Below are 19,458 nucleotides of genomic sequence, written 5' to 3'. Positions count from 1 at the left end.
GGCTGACGCTCTACCAGGGAGCCACGTGATGAAGAAGAACTTATCTGTGCTGATACGATCGGCGGTGACCTTTGGCGTGAGCGCGCTGGTGTTGCTCACCACGCTTGAGGCCCGGGCCATGGGCGACCTTCTGGAGACGCTTCCCGGAGGACACGACGCGGTGATGGCGGTGGACTTCGATGAGACGCGCGACTCGCCATTCTTCGGCCCGGCGCTGGGGTGGATGCGCTCACACCCGGCCGTGGGCCCGGCCCTGGCGGCGGTGGAGGAGACACTTCAGATCGAGGTTCAGGAGGATCTTGAGGAGCTAGTGATCCTCTCGGACACCCCGCCCTTAAACCTGGCGATGCTCAGCGGCATGGCCAACCCCATGGATCCCTCTAATCTGGATTTGAGCTCAGTGCGAGGGTCGGCGCTGGCGGCGCGCGGCGACTTTGAGGCGGCCTCCGTGCTGACGAGCGTACGCTCTCGCGCCAGCGATGCCGTCGACCTGAGCGTGGGAGCGCGGGCCGGCGTGCGCACCTCGCAACTCGATGTCGTTACCCTGGCACCGAACGCCGTACTGGTTCTCACCGGAGAGCGAGCCTACCGCGATGAGGTGCTCGGGAGGCTGGAGCGTGGAGAGCGGCTCGGCGCTCGTTTTGTGGGGGCACTGGCCAAGTTGGGAGAGGCGCCGGGGGTGATCATGATGATCCAGCCGAACTATCAGGGGGAGGCCGGCGACGCGAGTTTTGCGGCGCTGAGTGTCCGCCTGAAAGCCAGTGTGCTGGCCTCGATGGTGATGACGATGCGCGACGATGAGCGCGCGCGAGTCTCCGCCCAGGAGATCGCTGCAGCCCGTCAACAAGCGCTGAGCAACCCGCTTGTAACCGTGTTTGGGCTTGCTCCTGCCGCGCAAAATCTGGCGGTGCGCCAGCAGGCTTCCGACATCTTCGTGACGACTTCGATGACCCAGGGTGAAGCAAAGGTCCTCTTTGATAAGGTGATGCGCATCGTCAAAACCTCCGAGGACCTGGAGCAAGGGGCAAACCCCGCATCGCAGCCCGCCTCCCCGACCGAGGCCGCTCCGGTACCGGAAGACGGTGTAGAAGCTGATTTCAATTGATGCCCCGGCGCGCCCCCCAGTGAGGCGCGCGCGAGGGTCGCTGCCCGTGTTTTGATGCAAGGAACATCGTTATGATCTCCCCTCGCCAGCGCATCGCGCTCTTGCTTTCCAGCCTCGCACTTACACTTCCCGCCTCACTCGCTGCGCAACCCTCCCCGAGCCAGGGCGTTGCGGTGCCGGACAGCTCGCTGACCACTCAGGCCGACAGCGCCAGCCTGGAGATCAACCCGGCCGGGGTGGGCTTCGTACGAGGCTCGGAGCTGGGTTATCGCTTTTTCATTCCCTCGGACACCTTCGATGATGTGCTGGGCTCGGGTCACGCAGCGAGCTTTGCGCTGGGCAATGGTTATGTGGGCCTGGGGGGCCAGGTGCAGTGGCTCAAACGCCGGGAACTTGGCCCGGAGCTTGGCAGCTACCGCAAGTACACCCTGGGAGCGGCCGTCGCTGTGCCGCGCTTTTTCAGTGTGGGGGTGGGCATCAACATGTTCGGCAGTCGCAGCAGCGAGCGCCTCAACGACCTGACCACGCTGGACGTAGGTATGCAGTGGCGGGTGGGAGAGCACCTGGGGCTGGGGATGATGGTCCGCGACGCTATGCCGGCCTATCTGCAAGAAGACAGCGCGCTGCCCACTCGCCTGGGTCTGGGGCTGGCGCTGCGAGGTTTTGAAGGGCGACTGGTCTTTGATACCGAACTCTACCATGTCCGCGGGGAGCGGCTTGTCTCCGTAGAGCCCCGGGTGATGGGTGAGGTTTTTCCCGGGCTACGCCTCTTTGCGCGCGGAGCGATCTCCCTGGATACCGAACGCGAGTATGAGCCACGCATGGTCGCGATGAGTACCGGTGCCGAGATGAGCCTGGGCCTTCTGGGAACCTCGGTGGCGGCCCTGCTGAGCAAAGACGCCGAGAGTGCCGATGTGGCGTTTAATGCGCTCAACGGTCGGGTGTGGCTGGGCAACCAGCGACGACGCTCGGTGGTGGCCTCATCACGGCGCTGGGTGCGCCTGGACCTTGATAACTCGATCGCCGAGCAGGCCGTCTCACAGCTCTTAGGTCCCTCGACCCGAAGTTTTCTGGAGCTGATGCAGAACATCGACGCCATGGCCAACGACCCCACCGTTGAGGGCGTGATTCTGGGGGTGGGAAACTTCAACCTGGGTTACGGCCAGCTCTGGGAACTTCATCAGGGCTTCCAGCGACTTCATGAGGCCGGCAAGCACAGTGTGGCGTTGATGAGTTCGACGACAACTGCCGGCATCTATGCAGCCTCGGCGGCGCGGGAGGTGTGGATGCTTCCGGCCACGCCCTACGCCCCGACCGGGCTCCAGGCCGAGTTGACCAGCTACCAGGGACTTCTGGAGAACCTGGGAGTGGAGGCGGAGTTTGTGCGCATCGGCGCGTATAAGTCGGCACCGGAGGCCTTTGTGAACCCGACACCCTCGGAGGAGGCGCTGGAGCAAACCGGCGAGTACGTCGAGGCCATCTACGACGAACTGACTCGCCGCATCGCGTTGCGTCGAGGGCTTGAGCCCGATGCATTTAAGTCGATCGTCGACAACGCCCCGTTGCTGCCGGATGAGGCGCTGGATCAGGGGCTTGTCGATGCGTTGGTCTACGATGATGAACTTTCCGGGCGGATGCGCGACCTCTTCGGCTCCAGGGTTCGGGTCGACCGAGGCTACCGACCGGTGGCCATTCATGATGAGGCCTGGGGGCTTCGTCCAGAGATCGCGGTGGTCTACATCGACGGCGCGATCATCGACGGAGGTTCAGGTCGCTCCCCTCTAGGGGGCAGCGTGATGACGGGCGCCGCAAGCGTCAACGCCACGTTGCGACAACTCGCCAGTGACCATCGGGTGAAGGCGGTGGTGCTGCGTATCGACAGCCCCGGGGGCAGCGCGCTTGCCAGTGACCTGATCTACCGGGAGGTGCGGGCGCTGGCACGAACCAAGCCGGTCATCGCCTCGATGGGGAACGTGGCGGCCAGCGGCGGATATTACGTGGCGGCCGGTGCCGATGAGATCTTCGCCACCCCCAATACCCTGACCGGCTCGATCGGCATCTTTGCCGGCAAGTTCAATTTCGAAGCGTTCGCCAACCGGCTCGGCGTGACCTCGACACCGGTTCAACGCGGGGAGCGCGCCGGGGTCTTCTCCCTGTGGCGAGGCTGGAGTGAGGAGGAACTCGAAGGGGTCAGTGAGACGATGACCTACCTCTACCAGCTCTTCTTGACGCAGGCCTCGGCCGGGCGCCCTCTGAGCGCCGATGAGCTCGACAAGGTGGCCCGTGGGCGCGTATGGACAGGGACGGCGGCGCAGGAGGCGAAACTTGTGGACTCCATCGGCGGTATTCTCGACGCGGTGCGCCGCGCTGAGGAGCTTGCCGGGCTGACCCCGGACCGCGCCGAGGTTACGACCTACGGAGGCATGAGCGGGCTGCCCGCGCCGCAGGGCTTTGGCGCCTGGCTGCGAGCCTTCATCAACGCGAATACGGCCCCGAATGCCCCGCGTTTTCTTGACCATTTGCCTCAGGGTGCCCTTCGGCGCTCTCTGGAGACGATCGAAACTCAGGCGCTGTGGCCTCTTTACTTCGAGCAAGGGCAGACGCTGATGCTGCCCGCTCACCCCTTGAAACTTCATTGAGACGCTTATGAACGCCCCGCTCTCCCGACAGATGCTCAACCTTGCTCAGCCCACCGATGATGGATGGTATGAGCGGGTGAAGGATCATCTCGACATCATTCTCATCGACCACGCTCACCTGGAGAAACGCGCGGCGTCAACGGCGCTGAGTATGATCTTTCGCTACACCGGACGCGCGGGTCTGGCTCGTCAGCTCAGTGCGGTGGTGCAGGAAGAGATGGACCACTTCTCCCGGATGCTCGACGTGCTGGAAGCCCGCGGCGTCGAGCTCGTGCGGCTGGAGCCCGCTCCCTACGCCTCAAAGCTGGTGAAGGCGGTGCGCTCGGAGGAGCCCTCGATGTTTATGGATAAGCTCCTGGTGGCCGGGCTGATCGAAGCGCGCAGCTGTGAGCGTTTTGCCATCCTCAGTGAGAACGTCGAGGATCCGGAACTCGCGGCTTTCTACCGCGAGCTCTTTGAAACCGAGGCGATGCACTACACCCTCTACACCAACCTGGCCCGGGATCACTTCTCGCGTGAGGAGGTCAAAACCCGGCTGCAAGAACTGGCACTCATTGAGGTCGAGGCGCTGCGGGCCAGCGGTGAGACTCCTCGCCTGCACTCCTTCTGAGCCTTATCCGCTCGACGATGCCCAACGAAAAAGCCGCGCCCCCTGAGAGGGACGCGGCCTTTTCGCGACGTATTGGCAGCGTAGGGTCGAGACCTTTATTGCGCCTGACCTGCCTTGTAGATCGCTGCCGCCTGCGAGGCGAAGACGGTGAAGGTCGAGTCGTTGGTGGCGCTGCGCAGCTGCATGTAGGCCGGAGCGTCGTTCTCCACGACCAGCTCACCGGTGAGCACGTGGCCGTTCTTGAGCACGATCTGATCCAGCGCATCGATGCCTGCAGGCTGGGAGCCGTCTTTCCAGCTCACGGCGCTAACCTGAGAAGCAGGCACGGTGCGAATCTCACCGAAGCGCTCCACGGTATAGAAGTCAGCGTTGATGGCCACGACGTTGCCCTGGACTTCCCGCCCGCTGGTGAGTTCCAGGACGTCGGCGGAAACCGCATCGCAGGAGGGACAAACCGAGCTGACGTCGCTCCAATCACGGAAGCTGTAGTTCTGGGCCGAAGCCGATGCGGTCACCATAAAGACCGTCAGGGCAACCAACGAAAACAGCGCGCCACGCACGTGCGACATAACTCTCTCCTTGACCATACAAGTTTGGCGTTGCTTCCAGCAGTACTCAGGGTCTTACCACCGCGGGCGATGCCAGGCAAGCCCGTGCCCGTAGAGGTCGCGAGCCCAAAGGATGCCGAAGTGCCGGTCAGACCTTGTGCGAGACACGTAGAAGCCCCTCAACGCGCGAGCGTTGAGGGGCTTCTATGATGATACCGGAGGCGGGACTTGAACCCGCACGATCTCTCGATCAACGGATTTTGAATCCGCCGCGTCTACCGATTCCGCCACTCCGGCGAGCCTCGCGTCCGTGTCGGACGAAGTGGGCTGTTATGTAGAGCAGACTGGTGCAACCCGCAAGCACATTCTTCAGTTTTCGTGAGGAGGGTGCCCGTAGGGGCGAGGCAGGTTGCATCCGCTTGTTAAAAACAATTACGGGTTCGCCGGGGAATACGCAAGCAAAAAGGTGAAGGCTACGTGATAAACACTGCCTATTGCGTGCCTGGAGGCCTCACCCAGCGTCCCTGAAGGCGGGGGGAGTCGGGGTCGGGGCTTCCGGTATCGAGCAGATAGAGGTCGCGTAACGCTGCGCTGGCCAGCAGCGCGCCGGCGACGTCCTCGGCCGGGGCGAACTCCACCTCATCGGCCCAGTCCGTGGATCGCTCAAAACGCGCGCGCGGGGTGTCGAAAAGCCCGTGGTTGTCTCGGGCAGCGAGGAGGAGCTGTTCGAGCAAGGTCGAGAGCTCCGGGGAGGCAACCTGGACACGAGCCCCCGCACGCGTGAGCGCTCCGAGGTCAGCGACGCCCTCCTCTCCCAGCCGCTCCAGCGAGGTCGCGGCGACGAGCTCCGGGCTGATCTGGCGAGCGCTTACCTGGCGAGCGAGCCCCAGACGCACCTCGGCGCGGTAGCGCTGCTGGTTGGCGATCGTACTCAATACCCGGGTGGCTTGTTCTCCGAAGATGGAGGTGTCGGCGAAGTCGGGCAGATGGTCCAGCAGACTCGCTGTCCATGGCACACGTTCGAGCACGCACAGGCCCCGATCGCAAGCACCGAGCCCGGCGGCCGGATGAAGGGTTATCTGCCCCGCCCCCAGCGCGAGAACGCTCGCCATACCGCTGACCTCGTGAGGCACCACGACGCTTAGCTCCACATCAAGATGCCGAAGCGCACGGAGCAGAGTCTCGGCGAAGGCGACGTGGCCTCCACGCGCCACAATAACCAGGGCCGCCTGCTGGAAGTTCGCCTGACGGAAGCGCCGAAGCACCTGAGCCACGAGGCGGTGCCCCGCATCTTCGTCGAGGTCGACGGCGTACTCCCCCTGCCAGCTCGCCAGCGCAACGAAGGTGGGGCATGCCAGGAGCGCTTCGAGCTGATCGACGATGGCGTTGAAATGAGGCGCGCTCATCGAGGCAAAAACTCCACGCGACGGTTGCGGGCGAAGTCATCTTCGGACTGACCGAAGGCTAATGGCTTCTCCTCCCCGTACGAGAGGGTGGAGAGGCGCTCGGCCTTGATGCCGCGTTGCACGAGAAAGTCGCGAACAAAACGCGCGCGGCGCTCCCCTAGCGCGACGTTGAACTCCGAGGTTCCACGCTCGTCAGTATGGCCTTCGAGCAGAATGGTGGCGTCGGGGTTTTGACGCAGCCAGCGCAGGTTGGTTTCCAGGGCCTGACGAGAGACGTCGGAGATCTCGGCGCTGTTGTAGGGGAAGTGCACCGTGGTGAGCTTGAGTTCTTCCTCGGGAGTCTCCGGCTCGGTTTCGGTGGTCTGAGTCTGAGTGCCGCCTTCTGCAGCGCGGCGCGCTGCCTCCAGCCGACGCTGACAGTCTTCCCAGGTCTCATTGGCCTGCTGTTGCGCCTCGCGGGCCAGTCGCTCGGCAGCGCGGGCCTTGCGTTCGGCCGCCTCGTACTCCTCAGCCTGGACATGCGCGCGCGCCTCTTCGAGGAGAGCCTCGGCGGCGGCGAACTTTTCACCGGCGCAGTCTTTACGCCCTTCGGCAGCCAGCACAGCGGCCTCAGCGGCATCAAGCGCCTCCTGGGGAGGTTTGGGGCAGGCGCTGAGCAGTATGGCCAACGCCACGAGCATCGGGGTCTTAAACCAGGTGCTCAAGCGGTACTTGTTTAACGTTCCCATGCGGCCTCCTCGTAGCTCGAACCCTCTTCGGTAAGCAGTTTCTGGAAAAGCCCGTCGGCGCTCATCAGCCAGAGGCGCTTGCCCTGCCCTCCGCGGTCGCTGGTAAAGACGAGATAACGCCCGTCGGGGCTGTAGCTGGGCTCGAAGTTATTACCCTGGTCCTGGGTAAGGCGTTCGATATTGCCCTGCATATCGACACTGAAGATGTCGTAGTGATTGCGTTCGTCCCGGCCGCTAAAGACGATGCGATCGCCGCGTGGGGACCACTCCGGGGTGGTGTTGTAGGTGCCCTGGAAGGTGAGGCGGCGCTGCTCGGTGCCGTCGGCGTTCATCACGTAGATGTGGGCACCGCCGGAGCGTCCGGAGACGAAGGCGATTCGGCTGCAGTCCGGACTCCAGGTCGGGGAGACGTCGATGGCCCAGTGGTCGGTGAGGCGCTGCACGACCGAGCCGTCTTCGGGGCTGATGAGGTAGACGTCGGTGTTGTCGCCGCCCAGCGAGAGGGTCACAGCAAGTTTCCCGCCGCAGAAGGCCGCGCCGCTATTCTGGCCGCTGCGGCTGGAGAGCTTGGAGACGCGGCCGCCTCGCCAGACCCAGAGGTCGGGGTTCTGGTCCTGGTAGCTCGTGAAATAGATCGCTCCACCGGGCCCGAAGGAGGGGAGCAGGTTAATGGCGTTGTTGCGGGTGATGCGTTGCACACCGCTGCCATCGATGTTCATCACGTAGATGTGCTTGGCACCGGAGCGGGTGCGCTGGGAGTACGCGATGCGCGATCCGAAGAAGCCGGGCTGGCCTGTGTAATGCTCAATGACCGCATTGATGAAGGCGTTGACTTCCTTTCGCACGTCGTCGGGGCTGAGCGTGCTGGCCGACCAGTTCAGGGAGATCTGACGGCCCTGGTCGACGGAGAAGAGGCGCAGGTCGAGGGCGATCTGATCGCCTTCGGCGCGCACCGAGCTTTTAACGAGCCCCTGGGCACCGACGTTCATCCAGTTGGAGAAGTTGATGTCGGCGGCGGCGACGCCCTCATTGTGGGTGTCGAAGAAGAAGCTGTCGACGGGGAGCACGCGGAAGTAGCCGGCGAGGTCGAGATTGCGGCGCAGGGTCTGCTCAACCTCGTCGGCGATAGCACTGTCCGCGCCCGCCAGCGCCTGGGTGTCGGGGACCGCGACAGGGAGGAGGGTGCGGCGGGCCGAGCCGCTGACCTCGACCTCAATGCCGGAAAGATCACCTTCGGTGGCACTGTCGGCGGAAGTGGGAGCGTCCTGGGCGCTGGCGTAGAGCGGCGTCAAGAGCAGGCAGATCCCAAGGAGGGCTGAAGCACTCCGGCCGAAGCGTCGGTGGCGAGGGGAAAGTGCGAAGGGTCGCATCATCAATTCCTTGTCGAGGTCATCGTGCGGTGGAATCCCACCGCGTCAGCAAGAGCCCCTCGCGGAGCACCTCACGTCGAACATCTTCATTGTCAGGGAGCGGCAAGGTACGGCCGCCGAACTGGACATGAAACTGGCGGATGGCGCGGTCGATGCTCGCGTCAAACTGCTCATTACCGCTGCGGGCGCGGAAGGTGTGGCTGACGATTTTGCCGCCTTCGGAGAGGCGAACAAAGACGCGGACACTGCCGGCGAGTTGGGCGAGCTCGGCGTCGCCCAGGGTGGTGGGGACGGTCCATGCGCGAAGGATCTCCTGGAGGAGGCGCGCCTGGTAGGTACCCATCATGTTGGCCATGGCCGCATCGGAGACGGTGCCGCCGGCGACCCCATCGGGGCTGCCCTCGGGGGCGTCGTCGTTGTAGGGGCGGTCGGGGTTGCTCAGGGCGCTCAGCGCTGCTTTGCGACGGCGTTCGCGCTCTTCCTGCTCTCGGCGGCGCTCCTCTTCGTCGCGTTGACGCTGGCGTTCCTGCTCCTCTTCGTGGCGCTGAGCCTGGAGGTTGACCTGGTTCTCATCGGGTTGGGGCTCGGGATCCGGGACCACGACAGCCTCATCGGGCGCCGGTGGCGGCGGCTCAGGGTTGGCCATTCGAGGCAACGCCGCCTCGGGCCGCTCTTCGCCCAGGGCCAGAAGTTCGACCCTGTCGAAGACCAGTTCAAGCTGCTCCGGCTCCTCGGGAGCCAACGTGGAGGCCCACCAGACGCTGAGCGCGATGATGCCGTGAAGCGCCAGGGTAAGCGCAATGCCCGCGCCGATCTCAAACGCTCCCCCGCCCTGTTGGGGCGAGGCTGGTTTTATCGGGGTCGACGTCATCACTGCGGCTCGGCCTGTCGGTACTCGGGATTGGTCACCATGCCTACGTTAGAGACGCCGGCCAGGCGGATGCGATTCATCGCGCCGACGACGAAGCCGTAGGGGATGTCCGGATGGCCCAGGAGGTAGAGACGCCCCTGGTCCTGGAGCTTCTGGTTGGAGGCAACTTTGGATTGCAGCTCGTCGAAGCAAGGCTCAAAGCGCTGCGGCTCGGCCTGGTCGAGGGCGGCGGTGCAGTCGACGATCATCGTCTCACCGATGAAGATCTGGAGGTTGTCGTCGATCTCCAGGATGATCTGGTCGGTCTGATCGAGGTTGACGCGGCTCTCGTTGTCGCGGGTGACCGGAAGGTCCATCTCGACTTCTCGCTTCTCGTCGTCTTGCTCGATCAACGGCGTGGTCACCATGAAGATGACCAGGAGCACGAGCATCACGTCGACCAGCGGGGTGACGTTGATCTCGGAGAGGACGGTCCCCCCACCACCTGAGGAGTTCATAGCCATGGGCTATCCCTGGGACGCGGATTACTTGAAGAAGTGGCGCTTGACGATGTTGAGGAAGTCCGAGGAGAAGTTATCCATCTCGCCCCCTAAGACTTTGATCTTGTTAACGAACAAGTTGTAGGCGACGACGGCCGGAATGGCCGCGAAGAGGCCCATGGCGGTGACGATGAGAGCCTCGGCGATGGGCTGGCCTACCACGTCGATGCCGGCTGCGCCGGAAGCGCTGATGTTAAGGAAGGCAACCATAATGCCCCAAACCGTGCCGAAGAGGCCGATGAAGGGTGAGGTCGAACCGACGGTGGCGAGGAAGGGGACAAGTTTCTCCAGCTCAGTCATCTCGGTACGGGAAGCGCGGCGCAGAGAGCGCTCGACGTTCTCGATATCTCCGAGCTGCTGGCGCATGGATTCGGCGCCGGCGCCCTCCCCGGTTCCTTTGAGCTTGGAGAGCTCAATGTAGCCCGCCTTGAAGACGCGACTGACCGGGGCACGGGGGAACTCTTCGGAGGACTGGTAGATGGCGTCGAGGCGTTTGGACTGCCAGAAGACGTCCATGAAGTCCTGGGATTCGGCCTGTGCGCGGCGGAAGTAGAGAGCCTTGTAGCCGATGATGTACCAGGAGATGACGCTGAGCACCGCCAGAAGAATCAGGATGGCGGTGACGACGGCGTCAGCATCCATCACGATCTCGATGACGCTGATGTGCGAGCCGGCGGCTTCGGCAAGAAGGGGCGACGACAGGAGGTTTGCGAGCATGCGACGCTCCTCGCGAACAGATAGGGTTGCTGAAGTGGTGGGGCACCCGACGCGGTCGAGGTTCAAGCGGTACAGGTGCCAACTACAGGAATAACCGGGGTATCACGAGCGCCGGAGCACTGGCAACGCGCTTGAAAGCGCGGCCCCCCCTGCTCTTTATTCCCCCAGCCAGAAGGCCAGACCGGCGCCGGCGCTGACACCGTCGCCGAAGGCGGCGAAGAAACGCAGGTCGAGGCGGCGAGCGCTGCGGTAGAGGATGTGAAATACGGGCACGCCGATGCGGGAGTTGGAGGTGAGTATCCAGTCGCCCTGCCCTCGCTCCAACGCGGCCAGGAAGCGAAGCTCCTCGGTGAGGTTCAGGCCGAGCTCGACTTTAAGGGGCACGCCCCACCCTCCCCAGCGCCAGCCCTCGGTACCGGAGGCGCCAGCGCTCCCCGGGGCGAAACGAAAGGTACGTACCGCCAGACCAGCCTCCGCCGAGAGGGTCATCTGATCGAGGTGGGGAAAGAGCCTCCCGAGGTTGATGGTGCCCACAGCGCTCAACGCGACGCGGGCACGCTCGTAGGGAAGATCGAGGCGATACTGGACGAGGCCGCTCTGAAGGGCGACGCCTACGCTGGTCTGGGCGGCTGCGGCCACCCAGGGTCGCCAAACCCCGCGCAGCTTATAGTCGGACATGCCCAGACCAAGCTCCTGGGCGACGCGCAGGTCGAGGTCGTAATTGCGACGGCGCCAGTAGGCCTGAGCGGCAGCGACGTGGCGCATGCTCAAGTTGTCGGGACGGATGTACTCGTAGCCGAGATGCAGCCCCAGGCCATGATCGCGGCGCGTGGAGGAAGGAACGCCGAGCTCGTCGTGAAAGGCCGTCCCGAGCACATCGATGAACCAGGAGCTTCCGAGAGTGGCGATTCCGAGAAAGAGAAGTTCGTTGCTAAACTGGTCAAGCCGAGCGTTGCCCGTGGGGCGAAGGTTGAGGACGATGCCACCGGCGATGGTGGTGAGGCCTACGAGTTCGGCGCCGGCTAAGAAGTATGCGGTGGAGGGCTCCTTGAGGTGCCAGTGCCCTACTCCGTGAAGGATCAACCCGGCGCTTGCGGCAAGGAGCGTGGCGTGGGCACGGCGGCGCTGCTCGACGGTGCTTACAAACTCAAACCCCTGAGCTTCAAGTTCTTCGCGGGTTCGCCCCTCCAGAGACTTCCCACGCTGCGACTCGGGGCCGATGGTGTCGGCGGGAGCCAGGGAAGGCTCGGTACCTTGAGGCGCATCTGAGGCCGGCGCGCGATCCGGTAAGGGCTGAGCGTGCAGCGGGGAGGGAGACGCGGACAACGCCAGCAGCACGACGCCCAGCCCCACCAGGAGGTTTGCGACGCGGAATGGCGCGAAGGTCACGGCGCGCTCCCGTTGGCGTCGGGGGTCGGGCTGGAGGGACGATGGAGCGGAGTCATGATGCTGCGCTCAAACGCTGCCCACTCTCCGGACTTGACCTGAAGCATCCGCAGCTCTCGCACCGGTTCACCCCGATCATCGAAGCGGTAGCGCCCGGTGGCGCCACTCGCCCACTCATTTGTGTGGAGCGAGCTCGCCAGAGTCTCGGCGCGCCCCACACCGCGCTCGACCATCAGCTCACGAAGACGTTGGACCGAGTCGTAGGCAAAGGCCTCGAAGTAGTCGGCCCTCCGCTCGTAGACGGCCTCGAAGCCCGCGCTGAACTGCCTGGTGTCGGCGTCATCAAAGGTCGCGGAATACCAGGCCGGGATAAGCGCGCCCTCCACGTAGCTTGCGGCCTGGCGAGTGACGATGGGGTCCTGCCAGAGGCTGGTACCCAGGTAGTGCACGTAGGTACGCTGAGCACGGGCCGAGGGTCGTTTATCGGGGGCATGGCCCCAGATGTTCTCCTGGGCCATGAAGGCGCTGAGCTGGGCAATCTTGCTGCCGGAGTCCGGGATGAAGATCGCATCGGGGTTGGCACGGGCGACGGCCTTTGCGGTGTCGACAAAGTTGGAGCTGGAGCGGTCGTAGGAGACCTCGGCGACAATCTGCCCGCCGCGGGCGCGGAACTCGTGGGCGAAAGCCTGCGCCATCACTCGGCCGTAGCCCATGTCAGGAAAGACAATCGCAGCGCGGCGGTCATGAAGCTGCTCAAACGAGAGCGTGGCCATGGCGCGAGCTTCAGAGGTGGCGCTGAGGAAGTTGCGGAAGAGCAAGGAGGTGCGCTCTTCTCCGCCTCCTTCGATGGCCTCGGGGGCAAGCGCGATCATGGAGACGCCGGCGTTGGCGGCAGGCTCTCGAAGCTCAGCGGCGATGCGCCCGTCGAGGGGGCCGACGATGGCGAGCGCACCGAGGTCGACCAGACGCTGGAGGGCTGCGGCAGGGTCCGCGGCGCTGTCTTCAATGATCAGAGTCACGGCAGGCTCACCGGCAACGTGAAAAGACTGCTGGGCGATGAGCATGCCTGAGAGTGCGCGGTAACCCACAGCGCGGTTAGGACCACTCAGGGGAAGGAGCGCGCCGACGACCAGGCGCCGCGCCTCGCTTAAGGAAGCGATGGTCATGGAGAGTTCGGCGGCGCGACTGGCGACACCCATCTCAAGGAAATAAGGGGCGTTCTCGTTGAAGATCTCCAGGAGGGCTTCCTGCTCGCGCTCGTCGATGCCCTGGCGGGCCTCCCGGCGCACGTAAGCCCAGGTGGCCAGGGCTCGCACAAAGGGGCGTTCGGCATTGAGGAGGTCGGCGGCCTGGCGATCGCTTAAGGTGTCGGCGGCGTCGAAGGCACGTGAGACAGCCATCACTTGCCCCGGAAGAAGCGACTGGCCGTCGCCAAACTCCAGATTCTCATCCCCCCCGGCGTAGGTCTGGACCTGGGCTGCGCCGGCGTCGTTGCGGGAAGACTCGTCGGTACCGCCCACAGCGCCAGAAGACGGGGCCGTAAGTAGCTGTTCTGCCTCGGCTCCAGGCCCGGGCTTAAGGGCCTCGAAGGTTCGCGCCCAGGCCTCGATCGCTTCGACAGGGCGTTGGGCCTGCTGAAGCCCCTCGGCGATAAGCGGCCAGACCCAGGTACGGTCTTTCTCGAGGATCGCCGGGCTGATGGAGGGGCCGGGGTAGGCGCGCAAGGTTGCGGCGACCTGCACGGATTGCGCGTTGAGGGCCTGGCTCAACGCCAGATAGGCGGCCGCGCCAAAGCGCACACGTTCATCCACCGAGGAGGACGATGCCAGCGGTGTCAGCAGATGTTCGACCTCGGGAGAGAGGGCTTGCCACTGCCCCTTTTCCATCGCTTCGAAGCGCGCATCAATGTCGCCGATGAGCGCGCGCGCGATATAGAGTTCGGCCACCTGAGCGATGCGATCGTCGGCGTTCTCCGCCTGCAGAAGACGCAGACGTTCGGCCGCGTCTTCGTAGTCGCCAGCGTTGAGAAGAGCCACCGCGTCCTCGAACTCCGCCTGGACCTCGGGGGACTGGGCCACGATGGGCGGTTCCTGCTCCAGGGTCGTGCTGCTGCGTGTGGTCTTGCAGCCGAGTGCCCCACTGAGGATAAGGGCACTCAGCGCCAGGGTCAGGCCTCGGGTCGACTTTCGGAAAAGGTGCACCTTGATCATCACTCGCTCACCATCGTCACCGCTCACACGCCACGAAACACTCGTCGCGCTACTTCACCACCCGATGTACCACAGGGTGGAGCAAGCTCGAAATTCTTCCGGTTGCCGCCAGGCTGTGTCACGCTCGGGGCCACTTTAAGGTTGGAGGAGAGATGAACCCCGGATTGCATCATATCGCCCTGGGAGCACGCGAGGTCGAGGAGGTGGCGCGATTCTATTGCGAAGCCTTCGGGCTGCGGGAGCTGACACGTCACCGCAATGAGGAAGGTACGCTGCGCTCGGTCTGGCTCGATCTCAACCCGGGGGTACTCATGGTGGAACATACGCGCGATGAGCGTCCGCAGGTTGAGGGCGTGGGAGCAGGCCCCTTTTGGTTGGCGTTTGCGATCGCTGTTGAAGAGCGCGAGTCGTTACGACGCCGCCTGAAGTCGATGGGGAGTGAGGTGGAAGACGAGAGCACGTATTCGCTCTATGCCCGCGACCCGGAGGGCAACCGGGTCGCGGTGAGCCATTACCCCCACCCTGCCCCCGAGGGGTGAACGCGAGGATCAGCGGATGCGACCGCGGCGACTGCGCAGACTGTTGATGTGGCGGGCGTGACGGAAAGCACTCTGCTCCTCGGTGAGGCCAGCTTCGGCCGGATCGCAAACACCGAGGTTGAAGATCATGCACTTGGGCCCGCCTCCGCCCTTGCCGAAGAACTCGGAGACGTCGATCTCGATGACCTCCACACCGAGCTTCTCGATGGCCTTCTGGGTCTTCTTGCGGACGCCGGCCGGGACAAAGAGCAGACGTCGCTCCTCGACTTCGACGTAGAACGAGTTTCCGAGGAAGGCCCTGGCGTCCTTTTCCTCAATTTCGACGAGGCGCTCGCCCAGGACTTCTTTGATGCGCTCGCGGGATACCGGTTCGAGGGCGTCGAGGTAGACGAGAACGTGGTCACCCAGGTCACAGATGGCGGTGTCGCCGTGGTAGTAGCGCTCGTCGCTCAGCGTCAGGGAGACGACGTCTTCATTGAGCAGACCGCTCTCCAGCCAGTCGCCGACCTCGGAGTCAGAGCGGAAGCCGTGGGTGAAAATCCAGGTCTGATCTGCGCCTTTGAGGACAGGAAAGGCGTCGGCCTCCCCTTCCCAGCGCCATTGCTCGGGTATGTCGCTGACTTGCAGTCCAAAATTGGTGAAGAAGTCGGCGAAACGCTCGGTCTCGCCCATGCGGTGCTCCACCATGAAGTGGGAGGGGAAGAAGGTCTTCTGGGGAGAGGGCCTGGTGTCGTGCAGGCCGTAGATGAAGCCGGCGTTGGCGGTAAAGACCATGCCGGTGAGCTCGGGGGTGGGGTCGATAACGTAGACGTCGAGGCCGCACTCCACGAGCTGGTCGACGTAGGTGTTCCACTGCTCCAGGGCCAGCGTGGGGTCGACCTCTTTGAGGGATTTGTCCTTGTTGCGCGTATGGGGGTTTGCGCCGCCTTTGATCGTAAAATGGCGCGGGTGCGCCATCAATACCGCTGGTTTCATCAACTACCTCTGCCCGATGCTATGTGGTGGTCAGTGATGTTCAAACATTGCGCGCCCTTCTATCACATTCGCACGCTGCGCGCACCACGGACGCGGGGGGTGGTCTGGGAGCGCTTGAGTGCCCTCCAGCGGGCACTCAAGATCAGGGCGTAGGTGATGGCTTTCAGGACCGACGTCAGGCCAATGGTCCAGACCAGAGCAGCGAAGGGGCCGACAACGTCAGGGGCGTCTGCAGCTCCGAGAGTGACCCAGCGCACGCCGTCGATGAGGTTATCGAGGCCAAAGAGCAGGCCCGCAGCGAGGGGAATACGCACGAGGTTGTAGCCGCCGGAGACGGCCAGCGCCGTGCGGGACTGCCCTGCCCCGACCATCGCGCCGAACATCGACATTTCAAAGCCGACCGCCCACATCACCCACCCGATGTAGTAGACGTAGATCATGGCGTAGCGCAGAGTGTCGAGGTCGTCGGTGACCATGCGCGAGAGGGACTCGGGGAAGAGGATGAAGATAAGGCCGACGAGCTGGCAGCAGAGGGCGCTGAGCCCCGCGCTGATCCAGGCACCTCCCCATGCGCGGTCCATTTTTCCGGCGCCGACGTTCTGGCCGACGATAGAGATACTGGCGGTAAGGAAGCCGCTGCCAAACGCGAAGCCGATCCACTCGATGCCTCTTAAGCCTGCGCCCAGGCCGCCCTGAGCGGCCGAACCCAGTTCGCCGGCCATCCGGTTAAGCATCAGGTAGACGCCGCCGTAGATCAGGCCGGAGAGAGCCTCGAAGATACCGATGGCGGCCATCTGACGGGAGAGGTTGAGGTCGGGGCGCCAGGCAAGACGTCCACGCACACCGGCCATCGGGTCGAAGTCGAGGTCGCCGCGCAGGATCATCCCGAGGCCGACGATGCCGGGAAGTCCTCGACTCAATGCGGTGGCCAGCGCCGCGCCCTCAATGCCCATGGCGGGGATAGGCCCCCAGCCCAGCACGAGGATGAAGTTGAGGACGATGTTGACCAGGAGGCTTCCTATCTCCAGAACAAGAGGGGTGCGGGTGTCTCCGCAGGCGCGGAAGACTCCGACGACAACGAGCATCAGCGCGAAGGTGGGCGTGGCCCAGTAAATGATTCGCAGGTAATCGGCGACGTGAAGACCCACCTCCGGTGTGACGTTGGCCAGGCTCACAAACCAGGGCATCGCCAGAACGCCTGCCACCGCGATGAGCAAGGAGAGCCCCATGGTGGTGGTGACCGCGCTGCGAAAGAGCGCGCCGATGCGCTCGGGCTTACGCGCGCCGAAGGCCTGGGCGATAAGCGCAGTGGCGCCGACGGGGAAGACCTTGATGAAGGTGAAGTGGAGGATGAGCAGCGCGAAGCATGCGGAGAGCGCAGCGGTGGCCGCCGCGTCCCCCAACATGCCCACGAAGACAAAGTCGTTGAAGGCGTAGAAGTTTGCGAGGATGGCCTGAAGGACAGCCGGCCAGGCCAGTTGGGCGGAGCGCCCGGCCAGGCTTCCCTCAGTGGTGTCGACGGTGGAGGCGCGTGCCATCGGGATTCCTCAAAGCCCGTTGCGGGCTCAGCGAGCGTCGACGGGGATGTGGGCCGGCGACGATCGTTACGAAGGGGGGGAGATGCACAGCAGCGGGCTTAGAGGCGGTGGGAGGTCGTGGCTGCGTGTACCGTTTTATGCGACGCGAAGGTGAGCACGATCCAGGCCGTGATGCGTGCATGGCTCGGGAGGTCGAGGGGGGATCAGAAGAGCGCGGGCTCGGTCGCGCACCCACCGGTAGGACTTTGATCGGCGGCGTCCTCCGCCAGAGAGTGGAGGTCCTTGTCGAGGAGGTGGCTGGGTTTGACGTTGCCCATAGCTGCCAGGAGGCTGTGGCGGACGTGGGGGATGGTCGTCTCAAGGTCGTTGAGTAGGCCTTTGACGAACTTGCGCTTGCCCTCGACGGAGCCGCAGAGATTGCAGGGAATGATGGGGAAGCCACGCAGCCCGGCGTACGTGGCGATCTCGTCCTCGGCAGCAAGGATCAGGGGACGGATGACCCGAAAACGGCCGTCGTCGGTGGTGAATTGGGCGGGCATGCCCTGGGTGCGACCGGTGTAGAAGAGGTTGAGAAGGAGGGTCTCAATGCTGTCGTCGCGGTGGTGGCCCAGAGCGATTTTGTTGCATCCCAGGGCTTCGGCGCGGCGGTAAATGATACCACGACGCATGCGGCTGCACAGAGAGCAGGGAGTGGCGTCAGGGGCCAACTTCTCCTGGACGACAGAGTAGGTGTCCTCCTCGCATATCTCGAAGGGGACAGGCTGCTCCTCGAGGTAGGCGCGGAGCACACCTTCGGGGTAGCCGGGCTGCTTCTGGTCGAGGTGGAAGGCGGTGAGTTTGAGCGTGTAGGGGCTCGATCGCTGCAGCTCGATGAGCATATCGAGGAGCGTATAAGAATCTTTTCCCCCGGAGAGGCAGACCAGGATGTGGTCGCCGTCTTCGAAGATGCCAAAGTTCTTTGCCGCGGTCTTCACCTTCCCCAGAAGGCGCTGATGAAGTCGATCCAGCTCGGCCATACTCACCTCACGGCGTCCGAAAACACTGCCGCCGGAGTCTATACTCTGTGCGGCGGCAGCGCTCAACCCGGATTGTAAGAGGCGAAGCCGTTAGCGGGCGCGAGGATGGTTGGGGACGGCGTGGGCCGGACGGATGATCTGGTGGGAGGGTTGCGGTTCTGCGCCCTCCTCAGCTGGAAGGGTCTTGAGATGCATGTCCCACCCCTCAGCATTGTTTCGGGCGACAACCTCCCCGGGGGTCAGGGGTAGTGAGGGGGGAAGTTGGGCATCATCAGCGGTGGCGACGAAGTAGTGGGTGAGGATGATGGGGAGCGGCGGCCCGCCGCCGGTGGCGAGGGCGGAGGCGTCTTCCCAGCGGTTGCCGGGTGGGGTGAGTTCGAGAGGTGCGTCGCCCTGCTCTGCCATTGTGAGTACGGGCCCGGCCGGAAGGCCAAGCTCAGCGAGGGTCCGGGAGGTGAGTGGTGTACCCCGCGGATCGTCGTTCAGGTAGATGATAAGGTGGCCGCGGCGAGCGTAGTAGGCTGCCAGGTCCCGGGCCCCCGGCGTGAGCATGGAAGCGGGTTGCGGGGGAGCTTCGGGCGATGTGGAGTCATCGGCGATGTCGGCAGCCGTGGCCACTTCAGATGATGGAGAGGCCCCCGGTGAGTCTGGGGTTGATGCGGAAGAGTCCTTATGAGCTGAGGAGCTGAGGTTTTGGGCGTCAGGCTGTCCGGTGTCGGCTCGCAAGATGGCGGAGGCGGCGATGGCAACTGCGCGAACCTCGGGTGCGACCACCCAGATGTGCCCTGTGGCAAATGTGCGGTCGCCGACAACCTGAACAGCATAGGCATAGCGGCCACGAGCCGGCCGGGTAGCGAGAGGCCAGGAGAGACGCCCGTCGTCATCTGTGCGCACGTGTCCGACCTGCTCCCAACCCCGCTCACACCCTCCCCAGAAGATGCGAGCCCACTCCCCCTGAAGCGGTGACTTACCGTAGGTCAGTCGTGCGTTGAGAGTGATGGGTTGCCCGGTCGTGATGATCTGGTCGGGAACCTGATGGGTGGGAGGTTGGGTGTTGGCGAGGCGCTCGGAGGCTGCGCTGATCCAGGGGCCGGTGCGTGCGGGTGTGAATTCGGTGGTCGGACAGCGCTGAACAAAACGCATGTCTGTGGAAGGAGGTCTGAGTTCTTCGACCAGGGGCATCAGGGGGCGTTGAGGAGGGCGCCACTCGGTGCGTGTTGCGCAGCCAGCTGCGTGAAAGGTTAAAAGTGCGAGTACCATG

Annotated in this window: 17 protein-coding genes and 1 tRNA gene; 4 read left to right on the top strand and 14 right to left on the bottom strand. The window is 64.1% G+C overall.

Features of this window, described 5'->3' with window-relative positions; translation table 11 throughout:
- Positions 1–28 precede the first annotated feature (28 nt).
- From EA187_RS03265 to EA187_RS03255, 3 genes are all read left to right on the top strand, one after another.
- Positions 29–1,105, top strand: a complete 1,077-nt coding sequence (locus EA187_RS03265) for a hypothetical protein (RefSeq protein WP_127779153.1) — start codon at positions 29–31, stop codon at positions 1,103–1,105.
- Positions 1,106–1,176: 71 nt separating this feature from the next.
- Positions 1,177–3,744: a signal peptide peptidase SppA gene (gene sppA, locus EA187_RS03260; RefSeq protein WP_127779152.1), complete on the top strand. Its 2,568-nt coding sequence runs from the start codon at positions 1,177–1,179 to the stop codon at positions 3,742–3,744.
- 7 nt (positions 3,745–3,751) lie between these two features.
- Positions 3,752–4,354 (top strand): MiaE family protein, encoded by a 603-nt coding sequence (locus tag EA187_RS03255; protein ID WP_115602935.1) that lies wholly within the window; start codon positions 3,752–3,754, stop codon positions 4,352–4,354.
- A 95-nt stretch (positions 4,355–4,449) separates the two neighbouring features.
- Here the strand turns inward: EA187_RS03255 and EA187_RS03250 are convergent, their stop codons facing one another.
- The 10 genes from EA187_RS03250 to EA187_RS03205 form a co-directional block, all read right to left on the bottom strand.
- Positions 4,450–4,923 (bottom strand): hypothetical protein, encoded by a 474-nt coding sequence (locus EA187_RS03250; protein ID WP_127779151.1) that lies wholly within the window; start codon positions 4,921–4,923, stop codon positions 4,450–4,452.
- 192 nt (positions 4,924–5,115) lie between these two features.
- Positions 5,116–5,199 (bottom strand) — tRNA-Leu (locus EA187_RS03245).
- Positions 5,200–5,393: 194 nt separating this feature from the next.
- Positions 5,394–6,308 (bottom strand): SDH family Clp fold serine proteinase, encoded by a 915-nt coding sequence (locus EA187_RS03240; RefSeq protein ID WP_115602937.1) that lies wholly within the window; start codon positions 6,306–6,308, stop codon positions 5,394–5,396.
- A complete protein-coding gene (locus EA187_RS03235; protein WP_127779150.1) occupies positions 6,305–7,036 on the bottom strand; it encodes an OmpA family protein in 732 nt (243 codons plus the stop codon). Before EA187_RS03235 ends, EA187_RS03240 begins: the two co-directional genes overlap by 4 nt.
- Positions 7,024–8,406 carry a DPP IV N-terminal domain-containing protein gene (locus tag EA187_RS03230; protein ID WP_164855932.1) on the bottom strand — a complete coding sequence of 461 codons (1,383 nt, stop codon included), beginning with the start codon at positions 8,404–8,406 and terminating at the stop codon, positions 7,024–7,026. The genes EA187_RS03235 and EA187_RS03230 overlap by 13 nt, the downstream gene beginning before the upstream one ends.
- A gap of 19 nt (positions 8,407–8,425) precedes the next feature.
- The gene (locus tag EA187_RS03225; protein ID WP_115602940.1) at positions 8,426–9,277 is read right to left on the bottom strand and encodes a TonB C-terminal domain-containing protein; all 852 of its coding nucleotides are present in this window, start codon (positions 9,275–9,277) and stop codon (positions 8,426–8,428) included.
- Positions 9,277–9,780, bottom strand: a complete 504-nt coding sequence (locus EA187_RS03220; protein WP_127779148.1) for a biopolymer transporter ExbD — start codon at positions 9,778–9,780, stop codon at positions 9,277–9,279. Before EA187_RS03220 ends, EA187_RS03225 begins: the two co-directional genes overlap by 1 nt.
- Positions 9,781–9,801: 21 nt before the next feature.
- A complete protein-coding gene (tolQ, locus tag EA187_RS03215) occupies positions 9,802–10,533 on the bottom strand; it encodes a protein TolQ (protein ID WP_115602942.1) in 732 nt (243 codons plus the stop codon).
- A 156-nt stretch (positions 10,534–10,689) separates the two neighbouring features.
- Positions 10,690–11,922 carry a hypothetical protein gene (locus EA187_RS03210; RefSeq protein ID WP_127779147.1) on the bottom strand — a complete coding sequence of 411 codons (1,233 nt, stop codon included), beginning with the start codon at positions 11,920–11,922 and terminating at the stop codon, positions 10,690–10,692.
- Positions 11,919–14,129, bottom strand: a complete 2,211-nt coding sequence (locus EA187_RS03205) for a penicillin-binding protein activator (RefSeq protein ID WP_127779146.1) — start codon at positions 14,127–14,129, stop codon at positions 11,919–11,921. The genes EA187_RS03210 and EA187_RS03205 overlap by 4 nt, the downstream gene beginning before the upstream one ends.
- 152 nt (positions 14,130–14,281) lie before the next feature.
- Here EA187_RS03205 and EA187_RS03200 point away from each other — a divergent pair, with 152 nt between their 5' ends.
- Positions 14,282–14,668 carry a VOC family protein gene (locus EA187_RS03200; protein WP_127779145.1) on the top strand — a complete coding sequence of 129 codons (387 nt, stop codon included), beginning with the start codon at positions 14,282–14,284 and terminating at the stop codon, positions 14,666–14,668.
- A gap of 9 nt (positions 14,669–14,677) precedes the next feature.
- Here EA187_RS03200 and EA187_RS03195 read toward each other — a convergent pair whose 3' ends face one another.
- The 4 genes from EA187_RS03195 to EA187_RS03180 form a co-directional block, all read right to left on the bottom strand.
- Positions 14,678–15,643, bottom strand: a complete 966-nt coding sequence (locus EA187_RS03195; protein ID WP_127779144.1) for a dimethylarginine dimethylaminohydrolase family protein — start codon at positions 15,641–15,643, stop codon at positions 14,678–14,680.
- Positions 15,644–15,705: 62 nt separating this feature from the next.
- On the bottom strand, positions 15,706–17,181 hold the full coding sequence (locus EA187_RS03190; protein ID WP_127779143.1) for an MATE family efflux transporter: 1,476 nt from the start codon (positions 17,179–17,181) through the stop codon (positions 15,706–15,708).
- A gap of 203 nt (positions 17,182–17,384) precedes the next feature.
- Positions 17,385–18,197 carry a tRNA 2-thiocytidine(32) synthetase TtcA gene (ttcA, locus tag EA187_RS03185; protein ID WP_127779142.1) on the bottom strand — a complete coding sequence of 271 codons (813 nt, stop codon included), beginning with the start codon at positions 18,195–18,197 and terminating at the stop codon, positions 17,385–17,387.
- A 90-nt stretch (positions 18,198–18,287) separates the two neighbouring features.
- Positions 18,288–19,379, bottom strand: a complete 1,092-nt coding sequence (locus EA187_RS03180; RefSeq protein WP_127779141.1) for a hypothetical protein — start codon at positions 19,377–19,379, stop codon at positions 18,288–18,290.
- Positions 19,380–19,458 lie beyond the last annotated feature (79 nt).

Source organism: Lujinxingia sediminis (assembly GCF_004005565.1).
GTDB lineage: Bacteria > Myxococcota_A > Bradymonadia > Bradymonadales > Bradymonadaceae > Lujinxingia > Lujinxingia sediminis.
This window is presented reverse-complemented; position numbering and strand designations above follow the sequence as displayed.